The organism is Amycolatopsis albispora, from assembly GCF_003312875.1.
GTDB lineage: Bacteria > Actinomycetota > Actinomycetes > Mycobacteriales > Pseudonocardiaceae > Amycolatopsis > Amycolatopsis albispora.
The window spans coordinates 4,497,231-4,520,057 of sequence record NZ_CP015163.1 but is presented as its reverse complement, the minus strand read 5'-3'; the positions used below and the strand labels follow the sequence as shown (position 1 = coordinate 4,520,057).

Annotated in this window: 29 protein-coding genes; 17 read left to right on the top strand and 12 right to left on the bottom strand. The window is 71.0% G+C overall.

All coding sequences use genetic code 11. The features are described 5' to 3' along the window. The first annotated feature begins 22 nt into the window (after positions 1-22). The 9 genes from A4R43_RS21200 to A4R43_RS21160 all read left to right on the top strand — a co-directional run bounded on the left by A4R43_RS21200 (position 23) and on the right by A4R43_RS21160 (position 6,288). Complete coding sequence (locus A4R43_RS21200; protein WP_113693930.1) at positions 23-2,539, top strand: sensor histidine kinase; 2,517 nt, start codon at positions 23-25, stop codon at positions 2,537-2,539. After that, a complete protein-coding gene (locus tag A4R43_RS21195) occupies positions 2,539-2,955 on the top strand; it encodes a roadblock/LC7 domain-containing protein (protein WP_113693929.1) in 417 nt (138 codons plus the stop codon). Before A4R43_RS21200 ends, A4R43_RS21195 begins: the two co-directional genes overlap by 1 nt. Next, positions 2,952-3,314, top strand: a complete 363-nt coding sequence (locus A4R43_RS21190; RefSeq protein ID WP_113693928.1) for a DUF742 domain-containing protein — start codon at positions 2,952-2,954, stop codon at positions 3,312-3,314. Before A4R43_RS21195 ends, A4R43_RS21190 begins: the two co-directional genes overlap by 4 nt. Next, positions 3,295-3,900 carry a GTP-binding protein gene (locus A4R43_RS21185; protein ID WP_113693927.1) on the top strand — a complete coding sequence of 202 codons (606 nt, stop codon included), beginning with the start codon at positions 3,295-3,297 and terminating at the stop codon, positions 3,898-3,900. Before A4R43_RS21190 ends, A4R43_RS21185 begins: the two co-directional genes overlap by 20 nt. Positions 3,901-4,055: 155 nt before the next feature. After that, complete coding sequence (locus A4R43_RS21180) at positions 4,056-4,595, top strand: RNA polymerase sigma factor (protein ID WP_257791796.1); 540 nt, start codon at positions 4,056-4,058, stop codon at positions 4,593-4,595. After that, positions 4,585-5,169, top strand: a complete 585-nt coding sequence (locus A4R43_RS21175) for a methylated-DNA--[protein]-cysteine S-methyltransferase (protein WP_418190852.1) — start codon at positions 4,585-4,587, stop codon at positions 5,167-5,169. Before A4R43_RS21180 ends, A4R43_RS21175 begins: the two co-directional genes overlap by 11 nt. Further along, on the top strand, positions 5,166-5,378 hold the full coding sequence (locus tag A4R43_RS21170) for an Ada metal-binding domain-containing protein (protein WP_236809171.1): 213 nt from the start codon (positions 5,166-5,168) through the stop codon (positions 5,376-5,378). Before A4R43_RS21175 ends, A4R43_RS21170 begins: the two co-directional genes overlap by 4 nt. Continuing rightward, positions 5,357-5,650 carry a hypothetical protein gene (locus A4R43_RS21165; RefSeq protein ID WP_113693924.1) on the top strand — a complete coding sequence of 98 codons (294 nt, stop codon included), beginning with the start codon at positions 5,357-5,359 and terminating at the stop codon, positions 5,648-5,650. The genes A4R43_RS21170 and A4R43_RS21165 overlap by 22 nt, the downstream gene beginning before the upstream one ends. Before the next feature lie 41 nt (positions 5,651-5,691). After that, entirely contained in the window at positions 5,692-6,288 is a 597-nt protein-coding gene (locus A4R43_RS21160) for a superoxide dismutase family protein (protein ID WP_162788533.1), read from the top strand. A 1-nt stretch (position 6,289) separates the two neighbouring features. Here A4R43_RS21160 and A4R43_RS21155 read toward each other — a convergent pair whose 3' ends face one another. Further along, entirely contained in the window at positions 6,290-6,847 is a 558-nt protein-coding gene (locus A4R43_RS21155) for a hypothetical protein (protein ID WP_113693922.1), read from the bottom strand. Positions 6,848-7,400: 553 nt separating this feature from the next. Here A4R43_RS21155 and A4R43_RS21150 point away from each other — a divergent pair. From A4R43_RS21150 to A4R43_RS21130, 5 genes are all read left to right on the top strand, one after another. After that, entirely contained in the window at positions 7,401-8,702 is a 1,302-nt protein-coding gene (locus A4R43_RS21150; protein ID WP_113693921.1) for a sensor histidine kinase, read from the top strand. Beyond that, complete coding sequence (locus tag A4R43_RS21145; RefSeq protein ID WP_113693920.1) at positions 8,699-9,142, top strand: roadblock/LC7 domain-containing protein; 444 nt, start codon at positions 8,699-8,701, stop codon at positions 9,140-9,142. Before A4R43_RS21150 ends, A4R43_RS21145 begins: the two co-directional genes overlap by 4 nt. Before the next feature lie 63 nt (positions 9,143-9,205). Next, positions 9,206-9,547, top strand: a complete 342-nt coding sequence (locus A4R43_RS21140; RefSeq protein WP_113697776.1) for a DUF742 domain-containing protein — start codon at positions 9,206-9,208, stop codon at positions 9,545-9,547. A 31-nt stretch (positions 9,548-9,578) separates the two neighbouring features. Further along, positions 9,579-10,214 carry a GTP-binding protein gene (locus A4R43_RS21135; RefSeq protein WP_113693919.1) on the top strand — a complete coding sequence of 212 codons (636 nt, stop codon included), beginning with the start codon at positions 9,579-9,581 and terminating at the stop codon, positions 10,212-10,214. Between the two features lie 44 nt (positions 10,215-10,258). Then, the gene (locus A4R43_RS21130; protein WP_113693918.1) at positions 10,259-11,488 is read left to right on the top strand and encodes a styrene monooxygenase/indole monooxygenase family protein; all 1,230 of its coding nucleotides are present in this window, start codon (positions 10,259-10,261) and stop codon (positions 11,486-11,488) included. 276 nt (positions 11,489-11,764) lie between these two features. On the opposite strand, the gene A4R43_RS21125 is transcribed toward A4R43_RS21130, so the two are convergent. Together A4R43_RS21125 and A4R43_RS21120 are read right to left on the bottom strand one after the other, a co-directional pair. Then, positions 11,765-12,136, bottom strand: coding sequence for a DUF427 domain-containing protein (locus A4R43_RS21125; protein WP_113693917.1), 372 nt, complete (start codon positions 12,134-12,136; stop codon positions 11,765-11,767). Between the two features lie 22 nt (positions 12,137-12,158). Then, positions 12,159-13,181, bottom strand: a complete 1,023-nt coding sequence (locus A4R43_RS21120) for a serine hydrolase (RefSeq protein ID WP_113693916.1) — start codon at positions 13,179-13,181, stop codon at positions 12,159-12,161. Positions 13,182-13,277: 96 nt separating this feature from the next. On the opposite strand from A4R43_RS21120, the gene A4R43_RS21115 reads away from it, so the two are divergent. Both A4R43_RS21115 and A4R43_RS21110 read left to right on the top strand, forming a co-directional pair. After that, positions 13,278-13,652, top strand: a complete 375-nt coding sequence (locus A4R43_RS21115) for a hypothetical protein (protein ID WP_113693915.1) — start codon at positions 13,278-13,280, stop codon at positions 13,650-13,652. A 42-nt stretch (positions 13,653-13,694) separates the two neighbouring features. Then, a complete protein-coding gene (locus tag A4R43_RS21110; RefSeq protein ID WP_113693914.1) occupies positions 13,695-14,795 on the top strand; it encodes a calcium:cation antiporter in 1,101 nt (366 codons plus the stop codon). Between the two features lie 48 nt (positions 14,796-14,843). On the opposite strand, the gene A4R43_RS21105 is transcribed toward A4R43_RS21110, so the two are convergent. The 5 genes from A4R43_RS21105 to A4R43_RS21085 form a co-directional block, all read right to left on the bottom strand. Beyond that, a complete protein-coding gene (locus A4R43_RS21105; RefSeq protein WP_113693913.1) occupies positions 14,844-16,355 on the bottom strand; it encodes a long-chain-fatty-acid--CoA ligase in 1,512 nt (503 codons plus the stop codon). After that, positions 16,352-17,233 (bottom strand): bile acid:sodium symporter family protein, encoded by an 882-nt coding sequence (locus tag A4R43_RS21100; protein WP_113693912.1) that lies wholly within the window; start codon positions 17,231-17,233, stop codon positions 16,352-16,354. The genes A4R43_RS21105 and A4R43_RS21100 overlap by 4 nt, the downstream gene beginning before the upstream one ends. Before the next feature lie 117 nt (positions 17,234-17,350). Next, a complete protein-coding gene (locus tag A4R43_RS21095; protein WP_162788532.1) occupies positions 17,351-17,974 on the bottom strand; it encodes a hypothetical protein in 624 nt (207 codons plus the stop codon). 541 nt (positions 17,975-18,515) lie between these two features. Further along, positions 18,516-19,166: a peptidylprolyl isomerase gene (locus A4R43_RS21090; protein WP_113693910.1), complete on the bottom strand. Its 651-nt coding sequence runs from the start codon at positions 19,164-19,166 to the stop codon at positions 18,516-18,518. A 31-nt stretch (positions 19,167-19,197) separates the two neighbouring features. Beyond that, positions 19,198-19,650 carry a MarR family winged helix-turn-helix transcriptional regulator gene (locus tag A4R43_RS21085; RefSeq protein WP_113697775.1) on the bottom strand — a complete coding sequence of 151 codons (453 nt, stop codon included), beginning with the start codon at positions 19,648-19,650 and terminating at the stop codon, positions 19,198-19,200. An 86-nt stretch (positions 19,651-19,736) separates the two neighbouring features. Between A4R43_RS21085 and A4R43_RS21080 the strand changes: the two genes are divergently transcribed. After that, positions 19,737-20,801 carry an NAD(P)/FAD-dependent oxidoreductase gene (locus tag A4R43_RS21080; RefSeq protein ID WP_113693909.1) on the top strand — a complete coding sequence of 355 codons (1,065 nt, stop codon included), beginning with the start codon at positions 19,737-19,739 and terminating at the stop codon, positions 20,799-20,801. On the opposite strand, the gene A4R43_RS21075 is transcribed toward A4R43_RS21080, so the two are convergent. Genes A4R43_RS21075 through A4R43_RS21065 form a run of 4 tightly spaced genes read right to left on the bottom strand, consistent with a single transcriptional unit; the run spans position 20,779 to position 22,806 of the window. Further along, on the bottom strand, positions 20,779-21,423 hold the full coding sequence (locus tag A4R43_RS21075) for a hypothetical protein (RefSeq protein ID WP_113693908.1): 645 nt from the start codon (positions 21,421-21,423) through the stop codon (positions 20,779-20,781). The two genes, A4R43_RS21080 and A4R43_RS21075, sit on opposite strands and share 23 nt — an antisense overlap. After that, positions 21,420-22,136 carry an ABC transporter ATP-binding protein gene (locus tag A4R43_RS21070; protein ID WP_236809169.1) on the bottom strand — a complete coding sequence of 239 codons (717 nt, stop codon included), beginning with the start codon at positions 22,134-22,136 and terminating at the stop codon, positions 21,420-21,422. Before A4R43_RS21070 ends, A4R43_RS21075 begins: the two co-directional genes overlap by 4 nt. After that, positions 22,133-22,483 carry a hypothetical protein gene (locus tag A4R43_RS44035; protein WP_236809167.1) on the bottom strand — a complete coding sequence of 117 codons (351 nt, stop codon included), beginning with the start codon at positions 22,481-22,483 and terminating at the stop codon, positions 22,133-22,135. The genes A4R43_RS21070 and A4R43_RS44035 overlap by 4 nt, the downstream gene beginning before the upstream one ends. Next, the gene (locus tag A4R43_RS21065) at positions 22,480-22,806 is read right to left on the bottom strand and encodes a PadR family transcriptional regulator (RefSeq protein ID WP_113693906.1); all 327 of its coding nucleotides are present in this window, start codon (positions 22,804-22,806) and stop codon (positions 22,480-22,482) included. The genes A4R43_RS44035 and A4R43_RS21065 overlap by 4 nt, the downstream gene beginning before the upstream one ends. Between the last annotated feature and the right edge of the window lie 21 nt (positions 22,807-22,827).

Here is a 22,827-nt window from a genome sequence, read left to right as displayed (position 1 = left end):
GCCGGAAGGAAAACGGACCGCGGTGAAGAAGCACCCCACTCGGCGAACCTCGTCGATCCGCTCACGCGTACTCGCCATCGCCCTCGTCCCGAGCGTCGCACTGCTGGCCGTCGGCATCGCGCTGTCCGGTTACCTGGTCTTCGACGCGATCAAGGTCCGCGACAAGGCGAACCAGGTCCGCGACATCGAGCGCCCCGCGGTGTTGTTCTTCGCGAACTTCCAGGAGGAGCGCCGGCTCACGCTGAAAGAGCTGGCCAGCCCCGGTTCCGAGCGGGCCGCGCTCGGCCCGCAGCGCGCCAAGGTCGACGCGGCCGCGCAGGAGGTCGTCTCCCGGCTGCAGGCCATGTCCGGCGACGCCGCGCCCGACGTGCAGAAGAACATCGTGGCCGCGGCCACCCAGCTCGGCCAGCTGCCGCAGTTCCGCCAGCAGGTCGACGGCGGCCAGCCGCAGCTGAGCGAGGCGTACGGCTACTACAACGGCATCATCGACCTGTTCACCGACGGCCTCAACGGCCTCGCGCAGGACGCGCCCGACGCGCAGATCGCCTTCCTCCGGGTCATCGCGGTGCCGCTGTTCACCAGCGCCGACCGGATGCAGCGCGGTGACGCGCTCGCCGCGGCCGGGGTGGCCGGCGGCGGCCTCACCGAGGCCGACTTCCGCACCTACATCGGTGAGATCGGTGCCTACCGCGCCGAGCTGAACGGCGCCGTGCCGCGCATGCCTGCCGACGTCAAGGCGAAGTACGACCAGCTGCAGGCCAGCCCGGCCTGGAACACCGTCACCACGGTGGAGAACGCCTTCCTCCGCGGCAACCAGACCGTGCTGCCGGTGCCGGAGCAGGAGTGGCGCACCGCCGCCCGCGACGTGGGCAGCGCGCTGATGGGCCTGTTCATCCAGCAGAGCGGGCAGGCCACCACGCTGGCCATCGACGAGAGCGAAGACAGCCTGGTCACCTCGATCATCGCGGCCGCCGCCGCGCTGCTGATCGCGGTCGCGGTGTTCTTCTTCGCGCTGCGCCTGTCCAACCGGCTGATCGGCAGGCTCGCCCTGCTGCGCGAGGAAACCCTCGACATGGCCGACACCCGGTTGCCCGAGCTGGTGGACCGCGTGCGGGCCGGCGAGGACGTCGACCTCGACAACGACGTGCGCTTCCTCGACCACGGCTCGGACGAGATCGGCCAGGTCGCCGCGGCGTTCAACCGCGCCCAGCAGACCGCCATCGCGGCCGCGGTCGACGAAGCGAAGACCCGTGAGGGCACCAAGAACGTCTTCCTCAACATCGCGCACCGCAGCCAGGTCATCGTGCACCGCCAGCTCAAGGTGCTCGACCAGGCCGAGCGCAAGCAGGAGGACCCGGACCAGCTGGACACCCTGTTCCAGCTCGACCACCTGTCCACCCGCGCCCGCCGCAACGCGGAGAACCTGATCATTCTCGGTGGCGGCCAGCCGGGCAGGCAGTGGCGCAAGCCGGTCAGCCTGGCCGCGGTGGTCCGCGGTGCCTCCGCCGAAACCGAGGACTTCACCCGCGTCGGCGTGGCGAAGCTGCCCTCGGTGGCGATCAACGGCCCGGTGGTCGGCGACCTGGTGCACCTGCTCGCCGAGCTGATCGACAACGCCACCTCGTTCTCCCCGCCCGAGTCCAGGGTGGAGATCCGCGGCAACGTGGTCGGCCGTGGGGTGGTCATCGAGGTAGAGGACCAGGGCCTCGGCATCGAGCCGGACCACCTGGCCGAGCTGAACGAGATGCTCAGCGACCCGCCGGACTTCGGCATCATGGCGCTGTCCGACGAGCCGCGGCTCGGCCTGTTCGTGGTGGCGCGGCTGGCCGTGCGCCACGGCATCGCGGTCACCCTGCGCGAGTCCGCTTACGGGGGGACCAGGGCGATCGTGCTGGTCCGCTCGGAGCTGCTCGGCACGCTCGACGAGCCGGAGCCCGAAGAGGACAACGTCGACGTGCCCAAGCAGCAGGAGCGCCGCCCGCTGCGGCGGCCGGACCAGCCGCTGATGGCCGCCCCGCCGACGGCCCCGCCGCCGCCCATGCCGTCCATGCCCAAGCTGCCCCAGCCGCCGGAACGGCCGGAGACGACCCCGCCGTGGCCGACGGAGTCGCAGGCCAACGGCAGGCTGCCCGAACCACCGCCGCGTGAGCGCGAGGACCTGTTCCGCCCGCGGCACCAGCTGCTCCCGCCGGAACCGCCGCCGGAGAACGGCAGGCCGCCGGAGGTCCGCCGCCCGGCGGAGTCGCGGCCCGCGGAGTCCCGTCCGCCGCAGGACGCGCGCCCGCAGCAGCCGCGCCGTCCCGCCGCGCCGGGCCCGGCCGCGCCGGGCCGCCCGCCGCTGCCGCAGCGGCGGAAGCAGCAGAACCTGGTGCCGCAGCTGAGAAACGACGCTCCGGCACCGGCCGATGAGCAGGAGTGGGAGGAGCCCGCCGACGGCGCCGAGCAGGCGCGCAACCGGCTGGCCGCCTTCCAGCAGGGCACTCGCCGCGCCAGGGAGCAGGAGCTGGGCAGGCACGACAGGTATGGAGAACGAACCTGATGGTCAACGCCGGAGTCAGTGAACTCGACTGGTTGCTCGACGACCTGGTCAAGCGGGTGGCCGGGGCCGACCGCGCCGTGGTGCTCTCGGCGGACGGGCTGCTGATCGGCCGCTCGGGCAACCTGTCCGAAGAGGACGCCGAACACCTGTCCGCGGTGGCCTCGGCCTTCCAGAGCCTGGCCAGAGGTACCGGCCGCCACTTCGGGGGCGGTAATGTGCGGCAGACCATGGTGGAGATGGACCACGCCTTCCTGTTCGTCACCGCGGCCGGCCGCGGGGCGTGCCTCGCGCTGCTCGCCGCCGAGGACGCGGACATGGGCATGGTCGCCTACGAAATGAACCTGATGGTGAAACGGGTCGGGGCCGTTCTCACCGCCGCACCGAGAAGCGCGGCCCCGCAGCGCACCTCGCCATGACCCCGCGGCACGAGGCCTGGTTCGACGACCCGCTGGTCCGCCCCTACGCGGTCACGGGCGGGCGCACGCGCTCGGAGAACGTCTCGCTGGACCTGATCACCCTCGTGGTGGCCATGCCGTCGATCGCGGAGGCGGCCGGCATGGACCCGGAGTACGCCCAGATCGTGCGCCTCTGCCAGCGGCCGATCTCGGTGGCCGAGGTGGCCGCCAGGGTGGACCTGCCGCTGCCGGTGGTCAAGGTGCTGCTGTGCGACCTGATCGAGCAGAACCTGGTCCTCTTCCGCACCGCGGCCCCGCTGACCGAAACCCCCAACAAACACGTACTGCAGGCGGTTCTTGATGGCATCCGGAAACTCTGAGGCCCGGCGCGGACTGACCGCAACCGCGGTCAAGATCCTCATCGCCGGTGGCTTCGGGGTCGGCAAGACCACGATGGTCGGCTCGGTGAGCGAGGTTCCCCCGTTGCGCACGGAGGAACTGATCACCGAGGCCTCGGCCGGGGTGGACGACCTGTCCGGGGTGGAGTCGAAGACCACCACCACGGTGGCGCTGGACTTCGGGCGCATCACCATCAACCCGGAGCTGATCCTCTACCTGTTCGGCACGCCCGGCCAGGACCGGTTCTGGTTCATGTGGGACGAGCTGGCCACCGGCGCGCTCGGTGCGGTGGTGCTGGCCGACACCCGCCGGCTGGAAAGCTGCTTCGCGGCGGTCGACTTCTTCGAGCGCCGCGGGCTGCCGTTCATCGTCGGCGTCAACTGCTTCGACGGCGCCTACCGCTACGGCACCGAGGAGGTCCGCGCCGCGCTGGACGTGGACCCGTCGGTCCCCCTCCTGCTGTGCGACGCGCGTGACCGCGAGTCGACCAAGCAGGTGCTGATCGTGCTGCTGCAGCACCTGCTGGCGGGCAGCGAACTGGCCGAAAGCATGCCGTTCGCGCGCTGATCTCACGTTTCCGGCCGTTCCTTCGTCTACCCGGTACAAAGGGTTTTCGACGAAGGGACGGACGTGCGTGCAACGCAAACCCCCACGCGAGGTCGCGCCGGTCACTGGGCTGGGGCGCGTCAGGTCGCCCCAGCGGCCTGGCGTGGCTCGGCCCAGTGACCGGCTCAAGGGCGACCTCGCCCGCCGCGCCGGAGGCGCGGCCAAAAACACCGCCGTTCGACGCGATCGTCACCGAGTACGGCGCGATGGTGTTCCGCGTCTGCCGCGCGGTGCTGGGGCAGGCCGACGCCGAGGACGCCTGGTCGGAGACCTTTCTCGCCGCGCTGAAGGCGTACCCGAAGCTGCCCGCCGACGCGAACGTGGAGGCCTGGCTGGTCACCATCGCGCACCGCAAGGCCATCGACGTGCGCCGCGCCGAGGTGCGGCGGGCGGTGGTGGCCGGTGAGCCGCCGGACCGCCCGTCCACCACGGGCAGGCCGGAGGACTGGGACGGCGACCTGTGGGCCGCGCTCGGCTCGCTGCCCGACCGCCAGCGCACCGCGGTGGCCTACCACTACCTCGGCGGGCTGCCCTACCAGGAGATCGCCGCGATCACCGGCGGCACGGCCGACGCCGCCCGGCGCGCCGCCGCCGACGGGATCAGGAAACTCAGAAGCGTCTATCCGGGGAGTGACCGTGTCCGAGCTGTTCGCTGACCTGCCCGAAATCGATCCGGCGACCACCGCGCGGCTGCGGGCCAGGCTGGCCGGGGCCGCCGAGCGTGACGGGGTGCTCGACGTCGCCTACCGCACGGTTGATTCGCCGGTGGGGGAGCTGCTGCTGGCCGCCACCGACGCGGGACTGGTGCGGGTGGCCTTCGCCCGCCAGGACCACGACGCCGTGCTGGCGAACCTCGCCGAGGTGGTCAGCCCTCGGGTGCTCCGGGCCCCGGGGCGCCTGGACGAGGCGGCCCGCCAGCTCGGCGAGTACTTCGAGGGCCGCCGCCGGTCGTTCGACCTGCCGCTGGACTTCCGGTTGTCCCGGGGGTTCCGGCTGGCCGTGCTGCAGCACCTGGCGGAGATCGGGTACGGCAGGACGGAGAGCTACGCCGAGGTCGCCACGGCCGCGGGCAGCCCGCGCGCGGTGCGGGCGGTCGGCACGGCGTGCGCGACGAACCCGTTGCCGCTGGTGGTGCCGTGTCACCGAGTGGTCCGCTCGGACGGTTCGTTCGGCGGGTACGCCGGGGGGCCGGAGGCCAAGCACCACCTGCTCAGCCTGGAAGCCGCGTGACCGGCCACGGCACGCTGGGCGGAAACCGGCGGCTGCGCAGCTACGGCAGGTTGGACTGTCCGTCCGCCCTGCGAGCCATCGCCCGCGGCGGGGACGTCCGCCACCGCGTCTTCTTCGCCGACGAACCCGAAGCCGTGGCCGCCGGGTACCGGCCGTGCGCGGTGTGCCTGCCAGAGGAGTACCGGAAGTGGAAGAACTCGGCACGCTGACCATCGGCTGCTCACGGGACGCCGAGTGCCGGGCGATGGCCGAGGACGCCGCGGCCGCCTGGACCCGCCGCGGCGGCACCGTGTTGTCCATTGTGGACTGGCCAGAGACGGCGGCTTCGTGGTTGCGGCAGGCCAGGCGCTTCGTCGAGGGCGGGCCGGACGCCTGGCTGGTGGTCGCCCGGCCGGCGGGCTGGGCCCGCATGCGGGAACGACTGCTCCACTCCACCACCTGGGACCCGGCGCGCACCCTCGCCGTGCACCCGGGTGATTAGGAAACGGGCATTCCGGGAAGCCGGGGCCCATGGACAGGAGGATGCGACTGCTGGCCTGCGCGGCAGCGGCGGGACTGCTCGTGACGGGCTGTGGGGACGAACCGGACGGCGAGGACACCGGCGAGCAGCCGCCCGCGGGTGGGGTGAACGTGCAGCAGGAGGGCAAGCTGGCCCCGCCGGAGCAGGCGAGCAACGCCTTCACCTACGACCAGGCCGCCGCGCCGGCCGGGGCCACGCTCGACATCTCGGCGAAGTCGACGCCGACGGGCACGCTGGTCGAGTTCGGCGTGGACGGGATGGCGCCCAGCCGCGGTTATGCCGTGCACCTGCACGCCAAGCCGTGCGGGCCGACCGGCGACGCGGCCGGGCCGCACTACCAGAACCGGCTGGATCCCGCGGCCACCCCGGAGCAGCCGTCGAAGGACCCCGCCTACGCGAATCCGCAGAACGAGTTCTGGCTCGACCTGCGCACGAACGAGCAGGGCGACGCCGAGACCCGTACCGAGGTGCCGTTCGGCTTCAGCGACCGGGTACCGGCTTCGGTGGTGGTGCACGCCGAGGAGAAGACCGCGACCGAGCACGGCAAAGCCGGGCAGGCCGGCGGCCGGGTGGCTTGCCTGACCGTGCCGTTCCGGTAGGTCACCTCTCCGCGGTGACGCGGTCCTCCTCGAGCACCTTGTTGGCTGCCTCCAGCTGGCTGACGATGTGCGCGCGGAGGCTATCGGCCTCCTCCGATCGGGCCCGCGCCTCCGCGAGGATGCGCTCGGCCTCCGCCGCGGCCTCGGCCCGCTGCGTTTCGATGGCGCGCAGCGCGTCACGCCGCCGGACGGACATCGCGAGTTCGAAGTCCTGCTCGACCTGCTTCCGGCGTTGCTCGTCCCGGTCGCGCTGGGCGCGCGCGGTGGCCTTGATCTCAGTGGCCTCCAGCCGGGCCAGCTCCATCATGTGCCGGAGCCGCTCGGTCAGCCCGTCGGGCTCGATCGGCTGCTGGCACACCCGGTCGAGCGCCTCGGTCAGCTCCTGGTTGTCCTCCAGCAGCACGGCCACCTGCTTTTCGAGGTCTTTCACTTGGGACACCGCGGCTTCGTGGTCCGCCACCGCCTCGGCCAGCTCGGCTCTGAGCTCGTCGAGACACTGCTCGACCTGACCTCGGTGATAGCCACGCCACACCACGCCGAAGTTGGGGTTCTCCGCCACGTCACCTCCAGAACCTCGGAGAACTCCAACATACCAACGAATCCGGCCGCGGTGTGCCGCCGATCGCGCGGTCTTCGCGATTTCCCTTGCGCACCAAGGAGAAATTCGAAAACCCTGCTGTGGCAAGGCATCCGGTGGGTGAATTCGAGGTGAGCCGCGGTTACCCCGCGCAGGGTAGCCGGACCGGGTGGATGTCCGTTTTCGCGCCGCGCGCGGAACATTCGCCGCCGCGCGCCGCCGCCCCCGGTGTCACGAATGTGGCTTTCGAGACGTCCGGCGTCTCGAAAGCCACATTCGTGACATCAAGGCGCGGGCTGGGTCGATCGGGTGTTCGAACGAGCCCGGCTTCGACTGCTGAGAATGATCATCCACAGTGGACAGTGGAAGATCATGGCCGGATACGTGGCGCGGTAACGGTATGACCGTGCGTATCCAAGCCGGAGCTTTTTGTGGACATCGGCTACCGTGTCTGCTTGCATGTTGCACTACGACCGTCGGCGTACGCTCGGTGGTCGAAACGGAGCCGTACGCGACGAAAAGGGTAGACAGGCAGATGGCGACGCGGGCTCGGGAACTACTGGATCGCTCGCGGGTGCTGCGAGATCGCGCCCGCGCGGCCGCGGTCCAGTTCCTCAGCACCCCCGGTCAGGAACCCCACCGGGGCACCAGGGTGATCGAGGCGCCTGCGCCCGCACCCGCGGTGGACAACACCGAGCAGGAGGCGCTGGCCGGGATCTGCGCCAGCGTCGCGCTGCGCGACCTCAACCTGGTCGACTCCCTGCTCTCGCAGCTGGAAGAGATGGAGTCGCGCGAGGAGGACGACGAGCGCCTCGCCGAGCTGTACCGGCTCGACCACCTCGCCGCCCGCCTGCGCCGCAACGCGGAGAACCTGCGGGTGCTCGCCGGTCGCGAGGCCGGGGACAACGCGGGCGAGACCGCCTCGGTGGTCGACGTGATCCGTGCCGGTATGTCGTCGATCACGCACTACGCCAGGGTTTCCATCGGCCGCGTGGTCTCGCTCGGCGTGGTCGGCTTCGCCGCCGAGGACCTGAGCAGGCTGCTGTCGGAGCTGCTCGACAACGCCACCGGCCAGTCCTCGCCGAACACCCCGGTCCGGGTCAGCGCCCACCTCACCGAGCAGGGCAGCGTGCTGATCCGCATCGAGGACGAGGGCATCGGCGTGCCGGCCGAGCGGCTCGCCGAGCTGAACGACCGGCTCGAGGCCGAACCGGTGCTCGACCACACCGCCGTCCGGCACATGGGCCTGGCCGTGGTGCGGCGCCTCGCCGTCCGCCACGGCATGCGGGTGCGGCTGGAGCGCCGCGTCCCGCACGGCACCACGGCCACCGTGCTGCTGCCCGCCGAGCTGGTCAGCGAGCTGCCCGAGGCGAGCTGGTCCGGTACCGCCACCGTGGTCATGCCGTCGAACGGCTTCACCCCGACCATGGCTCAGGACGCCGAGGCGGTCCCGCTGGCGCGCCGCCCGAACGCCGCGCCGAGCCCGTCGGGCTCGTCGAGCCCGCTGCCCAAGCGCACCGCGGGCGCCTCGGGTGCCACAGCCACCGCCGAGCCGCTGACCAGGCGCAAGCCATCGCCCGCACCCCGTGGCGAAGAGGGCGGGATCACCGCGGGCGGCCTGCCCCGCCGGGTACCCCGCAGCATCAAGGGCACCGGTGAGGACGAGCCACCGCCGCCCGCCGTCACGGAGGACCCGGTCGACGGCCACGACCGGCTGCTCGCCGACCTCGGTGCCTTCTCCGACGGAGAGCGCGCCGCGCTGGCGGAACAGCGCGACTCCGACGGCGCCAGAGACGAGAACGATCCAGCGAAACCATCCGAGGGACCCCAAGCGTGACCGCCGCCCAGCACAGTTCCGGCAAGCAGGACTTCACCTGGCTGATCAACGACTTCGTGCACAAGGTGCACGGGGTGAGCCACGCGCTGATCATGTCCGCCGACGGCTTCCCGCTGACCTCGTCGGACAGCATGGACAACGACGACGCCGAGCAGCTCGCGGCCATCGCCAGCGGCCTGCTCAGCCTCGCCGGCAACAGCGCCGCGCTGTTCCACAAGGGCAGCTGCGAGCAGATCATCATCCGGCTCACCCACGGCTACTTCCTGTTCATGGGCATCGGCGTCGGCGCGGGACTGGCCGTGCTGACCGGACCGGAATGTGACATGAAGGTCGTCGCGTACGAGATGACGCAGTTCGTCCGCAACGCCGGCCACGTGCTGACCCCTGAGATACGGGCCGATCTGCGGCGCGTGCTCACCGCCCGCAGGCCGCAGGCCTGAGCCGGCCGGGAGGATGTGAACTACGTGTCCACTGACGAAGTGACCGAGCAGCCGGTCCGCAAGATGCGCAGCAGGCGCGTCCGCCCGTACACGCTCACCGGTGGCCGCACCCGGAGCAAGCACCACCTGCTGGTGGAGACGCTGATCTCGGTGCCGAGCTACGACCCGGTGCTGGCCGAGGCGCTGATGCCGGAGTCGCGCGCGATCTACGAGCGGGCCCGCACCCGCGCGTCGATCGCCGAGCTGTCGGCCGGGCTGACCATGCCGCTGGGTGTGGTCCGCGTGCTGATCAGCGACCTGGCCACGCAGGGCGCGGTGTACATCCACTCCACGGCGCACACCTACTCCCACGACCTGTCGCTGCTGGAACGAGTCCTCGACGGGCTCAAGCGGCTTCCCGTCTAGACGAGGCCTTGGGCACCGCGGAAAGGACAAGATGAGCAAGTCGAGCCTCGCGCAGCCGGACGCCGGAGATCCACTCGCGGCGATTTCGGCCAAGATCGTCGTCGCGGGTGGTTTCGGGGTGGGCAAGACCACGCTGGTGAGCGCGGTTTCGGAGGTGCCGCCGCTGAACACCGACGCCTGGATGACCGAGGCGGGCACCGGCGTGGACGACCCGCCGGACGGTGGCAAGAAGTCGACCACCACGGTGGCGATGGACTTCGGCCGGATCACCCTGCACTCGGACCTGCTGCTGTACCTGTTCGGCACGCCGGGCCAGCCCCGGTTCTGGTTCCTGTGGGACGACCTGTGCCGGGGTGCGCTGGGCGCGGTGGTGCTGGTGGACACCCGGCGGCTGGACGAGTCCTTCGCCGCGATCAACTACTTCGAGAACGACTCCGACCTGCCGTTCATCGTGGCGATCAACCTGTTCGACGGGGAGCTGACGCACGCGGTGGACGAGGTGCGCGACGCGCTGGCGCTGAGCGACGACGTCCCGCTGGTCACCTGCGACGCGCGGGATCGCGGTTCGGTGCAGCGGGTGCTGCAGGACGTGGTCCGCCACACCATGTCGATGGCGCGGCTGTCGGTGCCGGGCGGGGTGCCCCGCGCCGAGTTCAGCCCGGCCTGACCCGTCGTTTTCCTCGAAGAACCTTCCTGGAGGGATGTCCCCACATGCCCAAGATCCTGATCGTCGGCGCCGGTCAGTCCGGCCTCCAGCTCGGCCTGAGCCTGCTCGAAAACGACGGCTACGAGGTCACCCTGATGTCGGCGCGCACGCCGGACGAGATCCGCGCCGGCCGGGTGATGTCCACCCAGTGCATGTTCCACCTGGCGCTGGAGCACGAGCGTGAGCACGGGCTGAACTTCTGGGAAGCCGAGACGGTCAAGGTCGAGGGCCTCGGGGTGTCCATCGCGGCGCCGGACAGCAGCCGCGCGCTGGACTGGGTCGGCAAGCTGGACAACTACGCGCAGTCGGTGGACCAGCGGGTCAAGATGGCGGGCTGGCTGGAGAAGTTCGAGGAACGCGGCGGCAAGCTGATCATCCACGGGGTGACCACCTCGGACCTGAACTCGCTGGCGGGCATGTACGACCTGGTGGTGGTCGCGGCGGGCAAGGGTGAGCTGGTGCAGCTGTTCGACCGCATCCCGGAGCTGTCGCCGTACACGCAGCCGCAGCGCGCGCTCTCGCTGGCCTACGTGCACGGGCTCAAGCCGCGGCCGGAGCACCCCGACTTCTCGGCGGTGCGGTTCAACATCATTCCCGGCGTCGGCGAGCTGTTCATCATTCCCGCGTACACGCTCAGCGGGAACTGCGAAATCCTGTTCTTCGAGGGCATTCCCGGTGGGCCGCTGGACGTGTTCACCGACAACCCGGACCCGCAGGAGCACCTGGACCGGATCCTCAGCCTGATGCGGCAGTACCTGCCGTGGGAGTACGACCGCGCCACCGAGGTGGAGCTGACGGACTCGCGGGCCACGCTGGCGGGCGGGTACACCCCGGTGGTGCGCAACGCGGTCGGCGAGCTGCCGTCGGGGCACGCGGTGCTGGGCATGGCCGACGTGGTGGTGGCCAACGACCCGATCACCGGGCAGGGCTCGAACAACGCCAGCAAGTGCGCGGCGTCCTATTTGGACTCGATTCTGGCGAACGGGGACAAGCCGTTCGACCGGCAGTGGATGAAGGGCGCGTTCGACAAGTACTGGGAGTACGCGCAGCACGTGACGATCTGGACCAACGCGATGCTGCAGCCGCCGCCCCCGCACGTGCTGGAGATCATCGGCACGGCGGCGGCGAAACCGGCGGTGGCGCGGCGGTTCGCCAACGGCTTCCAGGACCCGTCCGACTTCCAGCACTGGTTCCTCGATCCCGACAAGGCGGCGGCTTACCTGGCCAGTGTGTAGGGGGGCGACCACCCCGGTATTTCATTGTGACGACGGCTGGGAACCCCTTGTCAAGGCGGGAAAGAGTACCTTGACAAGGGGTTCCCAGCCGTGTTTTTGGCTGTGGACCGGGGCGGGGAAGGGGGAGTTTGGGTGGGCGCCGGGTTCCCGCCCCGGCTTCCGGTGGGCTGGTGGCTCCGGCTTGCGGTGGGGCCGCTGGTCCCGCGATGTCACGAATGTGGCTTTCGAGACGCTGAACGTCTCGAAAGCCACATTCGTGACACTTGGTCCGCAGAGCTACCGCGGGGTTTCGGTGATCTGGTCCACGCGGTCCGGGTAGAAGGCGACGTAGCCCTTGATCTGGGCGACCGCGTCGTACGGGGTGTCGTAGGTCCAGACGGCGTTTTCCCCGCCGCCCGCCACGGTGTAGTAGGCGGCCTCGCCCTTGTACGGGCAGTACGTCTGGTGGTCGGTGCGCTCCAGCGCCGAGAAGTCCACGTCCTCCCGCGGCAGGTACGCCACCGGTGGGTAGGTCGCCTCCCGCAGGGTGAGCGCCCCGGTGGTGTCGGCGATGGTGCGCCCGCCCGCGGTGACGACGATCCGGTTCGGGTTGGGCTCGATGGTGATCGGGTGGTCCGGCCCGGGGACCAGCACCTTCCTGTCCGGCATGACGCACTCCGTTCCTGGCGGGTCAGCCGCCGTTCGACGGCTGGTAGGCCCTCGCCTTGAAGGTCAACGCGGCCGGCGTCGAGAACCTTCCCACCGAGTCCACCAGCGTCCGCCCGATCGCCTGCCGTGCGCGCAGCGCCGGGTGCGTGGCGCCGAAGTTCACGTCGTTCGCCGCCGCGTCGCCGGCGAACGGGCCCGAGGCGAACAGCGAGTAGGTGACCACCGGCCTGCCTTCCGCGTCGAACACCACCCCGGCCTCGTTGCGGCCGTCGTTGAACCAGCCCGCCTTCGTCGCCACCCGCAGCCGCTCCTCGGAGCTGAGGTTGAGCCGGATGCCGTCGGTGAACGAGCTGAGCGAGCGCAGCACGTTGAGCAGGTACTCGGTCGACGCCTTCGACAGCAGCGTGCCGCCGACCAGCTTCTGCAGCAGCGTGTACGTCTCACGCGGCGTGGTCTTGCCGAGGAAGAACCGGTTCGGGTTGGCCACCGGGACCACCTGGGTGTGCGTGAAACCCTTGGCGCGCAGGATTTCGTTGAGTTCCGCGGCCGGGCAGACCAGGCCGCACAGGCGGACCGCGGTGTTGTCCGAAAGGGTCAGCAGCGCGGCCATCGCGTGCCCGAGGGTCACCGAGCTGGGGTAGGCGCCGTCGAGCCCGAAGATGCCGTCGGTGTCCTTGATGACGATGTCGGCGGTGACGTCCACGCGCTGGTCCAGCGCGAGCAGGCCGCGGTCCACCTTGTCCAGCACCGCGGTGGCCACCGCGATCTTGTTCACGCTGTAGGCCTCGACCACCTCGTCGGCGCGGTCTTCGACGGCGGCGGCCTGGGCACCGGCCACCGCGATGTAGGACGACCAGGTACCGCGCGCACGGGCGGTTTCCCTGCCGTAGGTGCGCGCGATCTTGCGGTTGGCGGAGGCCGCGTCGACGGCGACGATCTCTTCTTCGTCGGAAGCGGCAGCGGTAGCGGTAGCGGCGGAGCCGAGCACCACACCGGCGGCGGCCACGCCGCCCAAGCCCAGCGCATGCCTGCGATTCACGGTCATGGCGGGATCCTAGTCAGCATTACCTCCCGCGTAATCGACTCCGCCCGTCCCAACCGCGAAAGTTGGTGCATCGGAACGGAAAAGCTGGAGGACACAATGTTCGGACTGCGCAACGTGCTGCGGATGGACGCGCTCGCCTCGGGTGCGCTCGGCTTGGTGCTGGTGGCCTTGGGAGCGGTGCTGGCGGAGCCGCTCGGCATCCCGGTGCTGCTGTCGATCATCGCCGGGATCGGCCTGCTCGGCTGGGCGGCGTTCGTCGGCTGGGTGTCGTCGGGGCTGAAGGCGGGCATGGTCCGCGAAGTGATTTCGATCAACGTGCTCTACGTGCTGGGCAGCGCCGCGTACGCCTTCCTCGGCGGGCTCACCGCGCTCGGCACGGCGTTCGTGCTGGTCCAGGCGGTGGCCGTGCTCGGGCTGACCGCGCTGCAGGTGACCGGCCTGGCCGCGACACGCCCCGTGCCCGCCGGGTGAATCGCCGGGCGAGGTGGCCGGGGGTCTGGTTGGCTGGGTGGCATGGCCACTCGATCCCCGGCGTTGTCCTGGACGACCGTGGTCCCGGTGCTCGCGGCCATCGTGCTCGCGCTGACCTGGGGCCGCGACCTCAACACGCTGCTCGTCATCGTAGTCGCGGTGGTGCTGGCCGGCACGGTGCTGGCCGCGGTGCACCACGCCGAGGTGGTGGCGCACCGCGTCGGGGAACCGTTCGGCTCACTGGTGCTCGCGGTGGCGGTGACCATCATCGAGGTGGCGCTGATCGTCACGCTGATGGTCTCGGGTGGACCGGAATCGGCTTCGCTGGCCAGGGACACCGTGTTCGCCGCGGTGATGATCACCTGCAACGGCATCGTCGGCATCGCACTGATGGCCGGCGCGATCCGGCACAGCTTCACCCACTTCAACGCCGAGGGCACCGGCGCCGCGCTCGCCACGGTGGCCACGCTCGCGACGCTCAGCCTGGTGCTCCCGACGTTCACCACCAGCCAGGCGGGCCCGGAGTTCTCCGGCCCGCAACTGGCTTTCGCGGCGCTGGCTTCGCTGGCGCTGTACGGCATGTTCGTCTTCACCCAGACCGTCCGGCACCGCGACTTCTTCCTGCCGGTGGAGACCGAATCCGGCTCCACCGACGCCGACGGTGACGGGCACGCCGACCCGCCGACCGCCAAGGCCGCGCTGCTCAGCCTCGGCCTGCTGCTGGTGGCGCTGATCGCCGTGGTCGGACTGGCCAAAGTGGAGTCACCGGCGATCGAAGCCGGGGTCAAGGCGATCGGCTTCCCGCCGTCCTTCGTCGGTGTGGTGATCGCGTTGCTGGTGCTGCTGCCGGAAACGCTGGCCGCGCTGCGGGCCGCCCTGCGTGAGCGCGTCCAGATCAGCCTGAACCTGGCCTACGGTTCGGCGATGGCCAGCATCGGGCTGACCATTCCGGCGATCGCGCTGGCCACGCTCTGGCTCGACGGCCCGCTCGTGCTCGGCCTCGGCGCCACGCAGATGGTGTTGTTCGGGCTGACCATGGTGGTCAGCGTGCTCACCGTGGTCCCCGGCCGCGCCACCCGCCTGCAGGGCGGCGTGCACCTGGTGCTGCTGGCCGCGTTCCTGTTCCTCGCGGTGAACCCTTAGCCCGCCCGTCGCCCACCACCACCCTCAACGGAGCGCTCCGCGCCGTTCCTATACCTGGCGGCCGCGCCCGGCCCAGTAGGGCGCCCGCAGGTCGCGCTTGAGGATCTTGCCGGTGGCGTTGCGGGGCAGCGCCTCCACGAGGTCCACAGTGGTCGGTCGCTGGTAACCGGCCAGCTTGTCCGTGCAGTAGGCGAGCAGCTCCGCCTGGTCGAGGTCGCCGGAGGGCACCACGACCGCCTTCACCGTCTCGCCCCACTTCTCGTCCGGCACGCCGATCACCGCGACCTCGGCGACCGCGGGGTGCTCGCTGAGCACCCGCTCCACCTCGGCCGGATACACGTTCTCACCACCGGAGATGATCATGTCCTTGACGCGGTCCTCGACGTAGAGAAAGCCCTGCTCGTCGCGGTGCCCGGCGTCGCCGGTGCGCAACCAGCCGCCCTCCAGGGTCGCGGCCGTCTCCTCCGGCCGCCGCCAGTACCCGGCCATCACCTGCGCCCCGCGGATGCGGAACTCGCCGACCTCGCCGTCGGGCACCGGTTCGCCGGTCGACGGATCGACCACGCGCACCTCGACGCCACGCACCGGGCGCCCGGCCGAGGTCAGCCGCTCGGCGGCGCGGTGGTCTTCGGGGCCGAGCACGCAGAACACACCTGACGCCTCGGTCATGCCGTACACCTGGTAGAAGTCCACGCCGAAGGCCGCCATCGACCGCCGCAGCAGCGGCTCCGGCATCGGCGAACCGCCGTAACCGAGGCAGCGCAGGCTCGAGTAGTCGTACTCCTCGACCCCGGGCACCTTCAGGAAGAAGCCGAACACGGCGGGCACGAAGAACGCGTGGGTCACCTTGTCACGACCGAGCTGCGCCAGGAGCTGGTCGGGGACCACCTCGCGCACGACGATGGTTTCGCAGCCGACGCCCATCCCGGCGAGCGCCCAGCTGGTGCCGCCGACGTGGAACAGCGGCATGGCCACCAGGTTCACCGACTCGCGGTCGAAGCGGAAGGCCTCGGTGGCCGCGTCGGCGTGGGCCAGCATCGAGCGGTGGGTGAGCAGCACGCCCTTGGGGTGGCCGGTGGTGCCGGAGGTGTAGAGCTGGAGGAAGCAGTCGTCCGGTGCCGGTTCGCGGGTTTCGGTGAATTCCGGTGCGGTGGCGAGGAAATCCTCGTAGTCGCCGATGTCGACGATCCGCTCGACGGTCTCCAGCCGGTCCCGGATCCCGTCGACGACCTCACGCAGTTCGGCGCCGACGAAGAGCACGCGCGCGGTCGAGTCGTTGAGCACGTAGACCAGCTCTTCGGGCGCCAGCCGGAAGTTGACCACGGCGTTGGCGGTACCGGCGAGCGCGCAGGCCAGCGTGGTTTCCAGGCAGGCGGGGTGGTTCTTGTCCAGGTAGGCGACGCGGTCACCGGGCCGCAGTCCGGCGGCGAGCTGGGCGCCCGCGTTGCGGCGGATCCGGCTGACCAGTTCCCGCCAGGTCCACGCGTGCTCCCCGAACCGCAGGGCGATCCGGCCGGGCTCCTCGTCGGCCCAGCGCTGGACCGCGGTGAAGACGCTCACGGCGCCGAGCCTACCGCCGGCGCGGCCACCCGGCGGCTGATCAGGAAGCCGAACGCGCCCGCGGTGAAGAACATGACGATGCCGTAGACGGCGGCGGGAATGGCGATCTGCGTGCTGTTGAGCAGGGTGAGCGCGATGGTGATGGCCAGCACGCTGTTGTGGATGCCGATCTCCATCGCCGCCGCGATCGACTGCCTGCGGTCCACCTTGAACAACCGCGGCGCGAGATAACCGACCCCGATCGACAACACGCTGAACAGGAAGGTCGCCAGCCCGACGTCGGCGAGGTAGCCGGTGATGTTCTCGCGTTCCTGGTAGACGGCCACCAGGATGGTGCCGATCAGGAACACCACCGACAGCAGCTTCACCGGTTTCTGCGTGCGGTCGGCCAGCGCCGGGACGCGGTGGCGCGCGAGCATGCCCAGCGCCACCGGGATCAGCACGATCGCGAAGACCTGCACGGTCTTGCCGAACTGCAGGCCGATCCCGGCGTCCGCGGTGAGGAAGTGGCCGAGCGCGAAGTTGACCACCAGTGGCAGGGTGAGCACGGCGAGCAGCGAGTTGACCGCGGTGAGCGTGATGTTCAGCGCGACGTCACCGTGGGCGAGGTGGCTGAACAGGTTCGCCGTGGTGCCGCCGGGGGAGGCGGCCAGCAGCATCATGCCGACCGCCAGCTCCGGGGGCAGGCTCAGCGCGTAGACCAGGCCGAAGCAGGCCGCGGGCAGCACCAGCACCTGGCACACCAGTGCCACCACCACGGCCTTCGGGTAGCTGAGCACCCTGGCGAAGTCCTTGGTGGTCAGGGAAAGCCCGAGACCGAACATGATCACGCCGAGCGCGATCGGCAGCAGCACGGTGGTGGCGACCGAGGATTCCACAGTGAAACCTCCGCTGGGCCGGACAATCCGGAGGAACCGGACCGAGGCGGCCCAGTCTCGCAGCCGCCGCGCCCCGAATCCAGGGCCGAGGCCGGTTCGTGGCCGAACCGATCTTCGTCAGGCAGCCATCGCCGGGACGCGGGGTGCGGTGGGTTCGCGCATCGCGGGCAGCGCCACGCACAGGGCCGCGCCGCCGAGCACCATCAGGGCGGTGACCTGCGTACCGATGCACGCGGCGCCGATCACGAAGGTGCCCGCCGCCCACCACGGGACGTCGCGGCGGAAGGCCAGCAGCGCGACGAGCAGGGCGACGGCGCCCAGCTGCAGCGACGGCACGGCGCCGTAGAAGAAGGCGTCGAAGCCGGGCAGGTCGTGGATGGACCGGGAAATCGCGCTCATCCCGGCGCGGTTCTCGGCCCGGAAGCCGACGATCAGGTCGATCACCATTTGTCCCTGGATGGCGATCAACCCGACCAGCCCGGCGACGCCGAGCACGTCGGCGAGGGTGCGCTCGCCGGGGTTGCGGGCGTTTTGCCTGGCTCTGGCCCAGAACACGGCAAGCACGATGCCGAAGGCGAGGTAGCCGACGACGTAGGCGAGGTGGGCGCCGGTCCACAGCGGGAGCGCGATGCCCCAGTCGAGGCCGGTGTTGCCCTTCCACCCGAACTTCATCGCGACGACCCCGGCGAGCAGGAGGACGGGCCCCGCTGCGAAGGCGCCCTTGACCACGGCAGGTTTCATGATTTTTCCCCGTTCATCCCGGTTGTGGGAATGAACGATGGCAGCGGTGGTCCGCCGGTACATCCGGGAATCCCCCGCGAGACGCCCCTAGGTGAGACCCGGGCGCCGGTGCCGGTGCCGGTGCCGCGACACGAATGTGGCTTTGGGGGCGGATTTCGCCCCGAAAGCCACATTCGTGTCCGAGGGTCGGGGAGAGGCGCGCGGCCAGCGGAGGCACGCGGCCAGCGGAGGCGCGCGGCCGGGGGCGCTCCCTCCGGAGGCGGCCAGGGGAGGCGCCGCCGAGGCAACTCTCAGGATGCGCGCCTCTGCCGGGGCGCCTCTCGGGAGCCGTGCCGCCGGGCGGCTTCGGGAGCCGCGCGGCCGAAGCCACCCGGCGCGGCGCTGGCCGGCGCTATGAATGTGGCTTTCATAGCGTCTGGCGCAATGAAAGCCACATTCATAGCGTTCGCCCGCCGCCCTTCGCAGGGGGGCGGCCCGGCCTCCGTAGCGTTCGCCCCGCTCCTACGTAGCGCGGCCCGGCCTCTTCGTGGCGTCCCGCCCCCTAGGTGGTCACGGCGAAGTGGATGCGGACCGGGTGCGCCGGCGCGCCGTCGTCGGCGCCGTCGGCGATGCCTGCGGCGACGATCCGGTCGAGCGTGTCCATGCCCCACACCACGCGCCCCAGCACGCTGTACTTCGGGTCGATGTTCGCGTGCGAGTGCACCAAGAAGAACTGGCTGCCGTTGGTGCCCGGCCCCTGGTTACCCATCGCGACGGTGCCACGCGGGTAGGTCTCCTTCCCGGTCACCTCATCGGGGAATCGGTAACCGGGACCACCCTTCTCCACCTCGTAGATGTCCCCGCACTGCAGCACCCCCAGCCGCTGCGAAGCGGTCAGCCGGAAACACTGCGTGTGCTGGTAGAACCAGCTCCGAACGAGGTGCCGGAAGTTGTGCACCGCGCACGGCGCGTTCGACTTGTCCAGTTCGATGGCGACCAGCCCGTAGTTGGTCTGCAGCACAGCATGCGCCGTCCCCTTCGCCGAGGCGGTCGGCGACGGCGGCCGCACCGGCCGCGCGGCCGGGTTCTCCGGGGTGGGCGTGAACTCGCACTGCACGGTGGGGGCGGCGGGCGCGGCCTGGGCGGGGGTCGCCAGCCCGGCCAGTGCCAGCGCGGAAACCACGGCGATGGTCAACCGGTGCGTAATTTTCATGCGCGCACGTTAGCCCGATCGGGGCGAGCCGTCAGCTCCCCGCGGCGGGTGCGAACACCTGCCGGCCGGTTTCGGCCCGCGCGGTCAGCCCGAACAGCTCGGTGGCGATCAGCTCGCGCGTCGCGGCCGGCATGCCCGCGGTCAGCTCGTCGAGCCGGTCGACCACGTCGTTGTGCGCGCGCTGGCCGAGTTCGGCGCCCTGCTCGGTCAGCTCGATCCGGCAGGCGCGCCGGTCGTGGTCGTCGCGCACCCTTCTCACCAGCCCGCGCCGCTCGACCCGGTCCACCAGCCCGGTCAGGCTCGACTTCTCCAGGTGCAGCACCCGGCTCAGCTCGGTCATGCCCACCGGCCCCGCGTTCAGCGCGCACAGCAGCTGCGCCTGCGGCTGGGTCAGGTCGTGGTCCCGGCTGGCGTCGGTGAACACGCGCTGCACCAGGTGCGACAACCGCACCAGTGCGGTCGCCAGCTCGGTCCCGTCGCTCATGAACCCAGTGTAGTTGACGATCGTTCGCACCACGAACTACAGTAGTTCGTATAACCAACAGTACGTACTACGAACAAGGGGCGAAGATGACAGCGACCGTGGTGGTTGTCGGGGGCGGGTACGGCGGCGCGTCCGCCGCGAAGGCGCTCGACGACGTGGCAGAAGTGGTGCTCGTCGAGCCGAAGGAGCAGTTCGTGCACCACGTGGCCGCGCTGCGCGGCCTGGTCGAACCGGAGTTCGCGGAGCGGATCTTCCTGCCCTACGACCGCCTGCTCAAGCGTGGCCGCGTGGTGCGAGATCGCGCGGTCGCGGCCGATGCGGGCACCGTCACGCTCGCCTCGGGTGAGCGGATCGACGCCGACTACCTCGTGCTCGCGACCGGGGCCGACTACCCGTTCCCGGCCAAGTTCTCCGACCACGACACCGCCGCGGCCAAGGCGAAACTGCGGGCCGCGCACGACGAACTCGCCGGGGCCGCGAGCGTGCTGCTGCTCGGCGCCGGGCCGGTCGGCCTCGAACTGGCGGGTGAGATCAAGGCGAAGTGGCCGGACAAGGCGGTCACCATCGTCGACCCGGCGCCGGAGTTGCTCCCGCGCTTCCCGGACGAGTTCCGCGCGGAGGTGCGCCGGCAGCTCGACGAACTCGGCGTGGAACTCTTGCTGGGCACGTCGGTCGAGACGCCTCCGGCCACCGGCGGCTTCACCGTGGAAACCGCCGACGGCACCAAGGTCACCGCGGACCTGTGGTTCCGCTGCTTCGGCATCGTGCCCGCCACCGGTTACCTGACCGGGGAGCTGGCCGCCGCCCGGCGGCCGGACGGCCGCGTCGAGGTCACCCCGGAACTGCGCCTGTCCGGGCAGGAACGCGTCTTCGCGATCGGTGACATCACCGACGTGCCCGAGACGAAGATGGCCAGGGCCGCCGGGCAGCACGCCGAGGTGGTCGCGGCGAACATCCGTGTGCTCATCGGCGGCGACGGAGAACTGACCAAGTACGAAGCCGCACCGCCCGCGATGGCGTTGCCGCTCGGGCCGAAGGGCGGCGCGAGCTACACGCCCGAAACCGGGCTGCTGGACGCCGCGACCACCTCGGAGATCAAGGGCGCCGACATGATGATCGGCAACTTCGCTACGTTGCTCGGACTCGACTGACCACCACGGCCGCCGCGACCGCCAGCGCCAGCGCGAGCCCCGCGTCGAAGCCCAGGGTGGACAGCGAAACGGGGGTGTCCACCAGGGTGCGCGCGGCCTCGCCGACCGGTGGCAGCCAGCGCTGGAAGCCGGTCGCGGCGACCACGGTGGCACCGAGCACCGCGGACCAGCCGATGCCGTGCACCACCGGGCGGGCGCACAGCAGGCCGACCGCGGTGCCGGTGGCGCCCGCCGCGAAGTGCGCGAGCACGCCGGCCGCGAGCAGGTGCGGCGGATACTCGTACGCGGTGGCGAGCACCGGCCACCCCAGTGCCAAGGCGACCAGCACCAGGTCGGCGAGCAGGCAGGTGAGCAGGATGCCGGTGGTGACCCGGCCGCGCCCGCCCGCCGCGGCGATGGTCACCTGGCGCTGCACCGGGTCCTCGGTGTTCGCCACGGTGACCGCGAGCCAGACCGACACCGGGTACAGCGCGAGCACCGAGGCCGCCCAGGTGCCGGGCGGCGGGCCGGGATCACCGCCGAACAGCGGCGCCAGCAGCATGCCGTAGAGCAGGAACGGCAGCAGGAACCGTTGGGAGCGCAGCAGATCCGCGCTGTAGTACCGGACCAGCGGCCAGGTCACGTGCGGCGCACCTCCTCGACCGTGGCGCCGAGCCGGGACGCTTCGGCGAGCAGTGGTCCGGCGAGTTCGCCGCGGCAGGACAGGGTGATCACGACGGTGCCTTCGCCGTCCGGTTCGGCGGTCAGCCTCCGCTCGCGCAGCCGCAGTTTCCGGTGGTGCGGCAGGGCGTCGGCGGTGCCGGTGTGGTCGGTCAGCACCAGCGCCGTGGCCGGTGCGAGAGCACTGATCACTTCGGTGAGCACTGGTCTCACCCCGACGTCCAGCCCGGACCACGGCTCGTCCAGCACCAGCAGCGCGGCCCCGCTGGTCAGCGCCTGCACCAGGCCGACCTTCTGCGCGTTGCCCTTGGACAGCCGGCTCATCGGCGTGTCCAGCCCGCCGGTGAAACCCAAGCGGCGCAACAGGTCCGCCGGATCCGCCGAACGACGAGCGCGCGGCCGGACGCGTTGCAGGTGCCGCAGGTAGCTCGACGCGGGCATGCGCAGGTGCGCGGGGAACCGGTCGGGCACGTACCCCACGGTCGGCGGCCGTCCGGTGACGCGGCCCTCGGACGGTGTGCCGCACCCGGCGATCACCCGCAGCAGGGTCGACTTGCCGGAGCCGTTCTCGCCGAGCACCACGATCGGCTCACCGGGCTTGATCTCCAGATCGACGTCCTCGACGACCAGCGGGCCGCGGCGGTGGCGCTGGCTGACGGATTCGAGCCGGATCACCGGTGGACCCGGCTGGTGACCGCGGTGACCGGCAGCGCGGTGAGGAAGCCGATGGCCTGGCGCGTGCGCTCGCGGCCCTCGCAGGCGTGCAGCACGGAAACGAGTTCGGCGCGCCAGTGCTCGCGTTCGGCGCGGGGGAGGACGATCGCGAGCCGGTTCAGCACGGTGGTGCCGCTCGGCAGGCAGCGGCGGGTGACGCCGACGAGCGCGGCGGAGGCCAGCATCATCGCCGTGGTTGTCCACAACAGACTGACCGCGGCGATGAGCCATTCGGTCCGCGCCAGGAGCAGGGCGGCGGTCGCCAGCGTGAACGGCGGCAGCCACCAGCGGGGGAGGGCGGCGGTCATGCGCCCTCCTCGGCCGGGCCGAGCAGGCGGGACAGGCTGGCGCGCTTCTTGGCGCCCTCGGCCAGCGCGTGCACCGCCCGCGCGCGACCCTCGGTGGTGAGCGTGTAGTACCGGCGCGGCGGGCGGCCGGCGCCCTGCGCGTGCTCGGCCTCCTCCCAGCGGCTGGTGATCCAGCCGGCGGCGGTCAGGCGCTGGAGGATCGGGTAGATGGTGCCCGCCGGGAGTCCGCTGGCCTTGCTGAGCTCGAAGCCCCACAGCTCGGCGGCGTCGCGCTCGAGAAACGCGGCGAGCACGGCCTGGGTCTGCAGGGTCATCCGCGGCATAGACAGAACTCTATATAGCCC

What these genes read in the sequence shown, in the direction of transcription:
- A4R43_RS21195 (WP_113693929.1), top strand. Translation starts at nt 2,539, where the DNA reads ATGGTCAACGCCGGAGTCAGTGAACTCGACTGGTTGCTCGACGACCTG.
- A4R43_RS21190 (WP_113693928.1), top strand. Translation starts at nt 2,952, where the DNA reads ATGACCCCGCGGCACGAGGCCTGGTTCGACGACCCGCTGGTCCGCCCC.
- A4R43_RS21185 (WP_113693927.1), top strand. Translation starts at nt 3,295, where the DNA reads ATGGCATCCGGAAACTCTGAGGCCCGGCGCGGACTGACCGCAACCGCG.
- A4R43_RS21160 (WP_162788533.1), top strand. Translation starts at nt 5,692, where the DNA reads ATGCGACTGCTGGCCTGCGCGGCAGCGGCGGGACTGCTCGTGACGGGC.
- A4R43_RS21150 (WP_113693921.1), top strand. Translation starts at nt 7,401, where the DNA reads ATGGCGACGCGGGCTCGGGAACTACTGGATCGCTCGCGGGTGCTGCGA.
- A4R43_RS21140 (WP_113697776.1), top strand. Translation starts at nt 9,206, where the DNA reads ATGCGCAGCAGGCGCGTCCGCCCGTACACGCTCACCGGTGGCCGCACC.
- A4R43_RS21135 (WP_113693919.1), top strand. Translation starts at nt 9,579, where the DNA reads ATGAGCAAGTCGAGCCTCGCGCAGCCGGACGCCGGAGATCCACTCGCG.
- A4R43_RS21130 (WP_113693918.1), top strand. Translation starts at nt 10,259, where the DNA reads ATGCCCAAGATCCTGATCGTCGGCGCCGGTCAGTCCGGCCTCCAGCTC.
- A4R43_RS21125 (WP_113693917.1), bottom strand. Translation starts at nt 12,136, where the DNA reads ATGCCGGACAGGAAGGTGCTGGTCCCCGGGCCGGACCACCCGATCACC.
- A4R43_RS21120 (WP_113693916.1), bottom strand. Translation starts at nt 13,181, where the DNA reads ATGACCGTGAATCGCAGGCATGCGCTGGGCTTGGGCGGCGTGGCCGCC.
- A4R43_RS21115 (WP_113693915.1), top strand. Translation starts at nt 13,278, where the DNA reads ATGTTCGGACTGCGCAACGTGCTGCGGATGGACGCGCTCGCCTCGGGT.
- A4R43_RS21110 (WP_113693914.1), top strand. Translation starts at nt 13,695, where the DNA reads ATGGCCACTCGATCCCCGGCGTTGTCCTGGACGACCGTGGTCCCGGTG.
- A4R43_RS21095 (WP_162788532.1), bottom strand. Translation starts at nt 17,974, where the DNA reads ATGAAACCTGCCGTGGTCAAGGGCGCCTTCGCAGCGGGGCCCGTCCTC.
- A4R43_RS21090 (WP_113693910.1), bottom strand. Translation starts at nt 19,166, where the DNA reads ATGAAAATTACGCACCGGTTGACCATCGCCGTGGTTTCCGCGCTGGCA.
- A4R43_RS21085 (WP_113697775.1), bottom strand. Translation starts at nt 19,650, where the DNA reads ATGAGCGACGGGACCGAGCTGGCGACCGCACTGGTGCGGTTGTCGCAC.
- A4R43_RS21080 (WP_113693909.1), top strand. Translation starts at nt 19,737, where the DNA reads ATGACAGCGACCGTGGTGGTTGTCGGGGGCGGGTACGGCGGCGCGTCC.
- A4R43_RS44035 (WP_236809167.1), bottom strand. Translation starts at nt 22,483, where the DNA reads ATGACCGCCGCCCTCCCCCGCTGGTGGCTGCCGCCGTTCACGCTGGCG.
- A4R43_RS21065 (WP_113693906.1), bottom strand. Translation starts at nt 22,806, where the DNA reads ATGCCGCGGATGACCCTGCAGACCCAGGCCGTGCTCGCCGCGTTTCTC.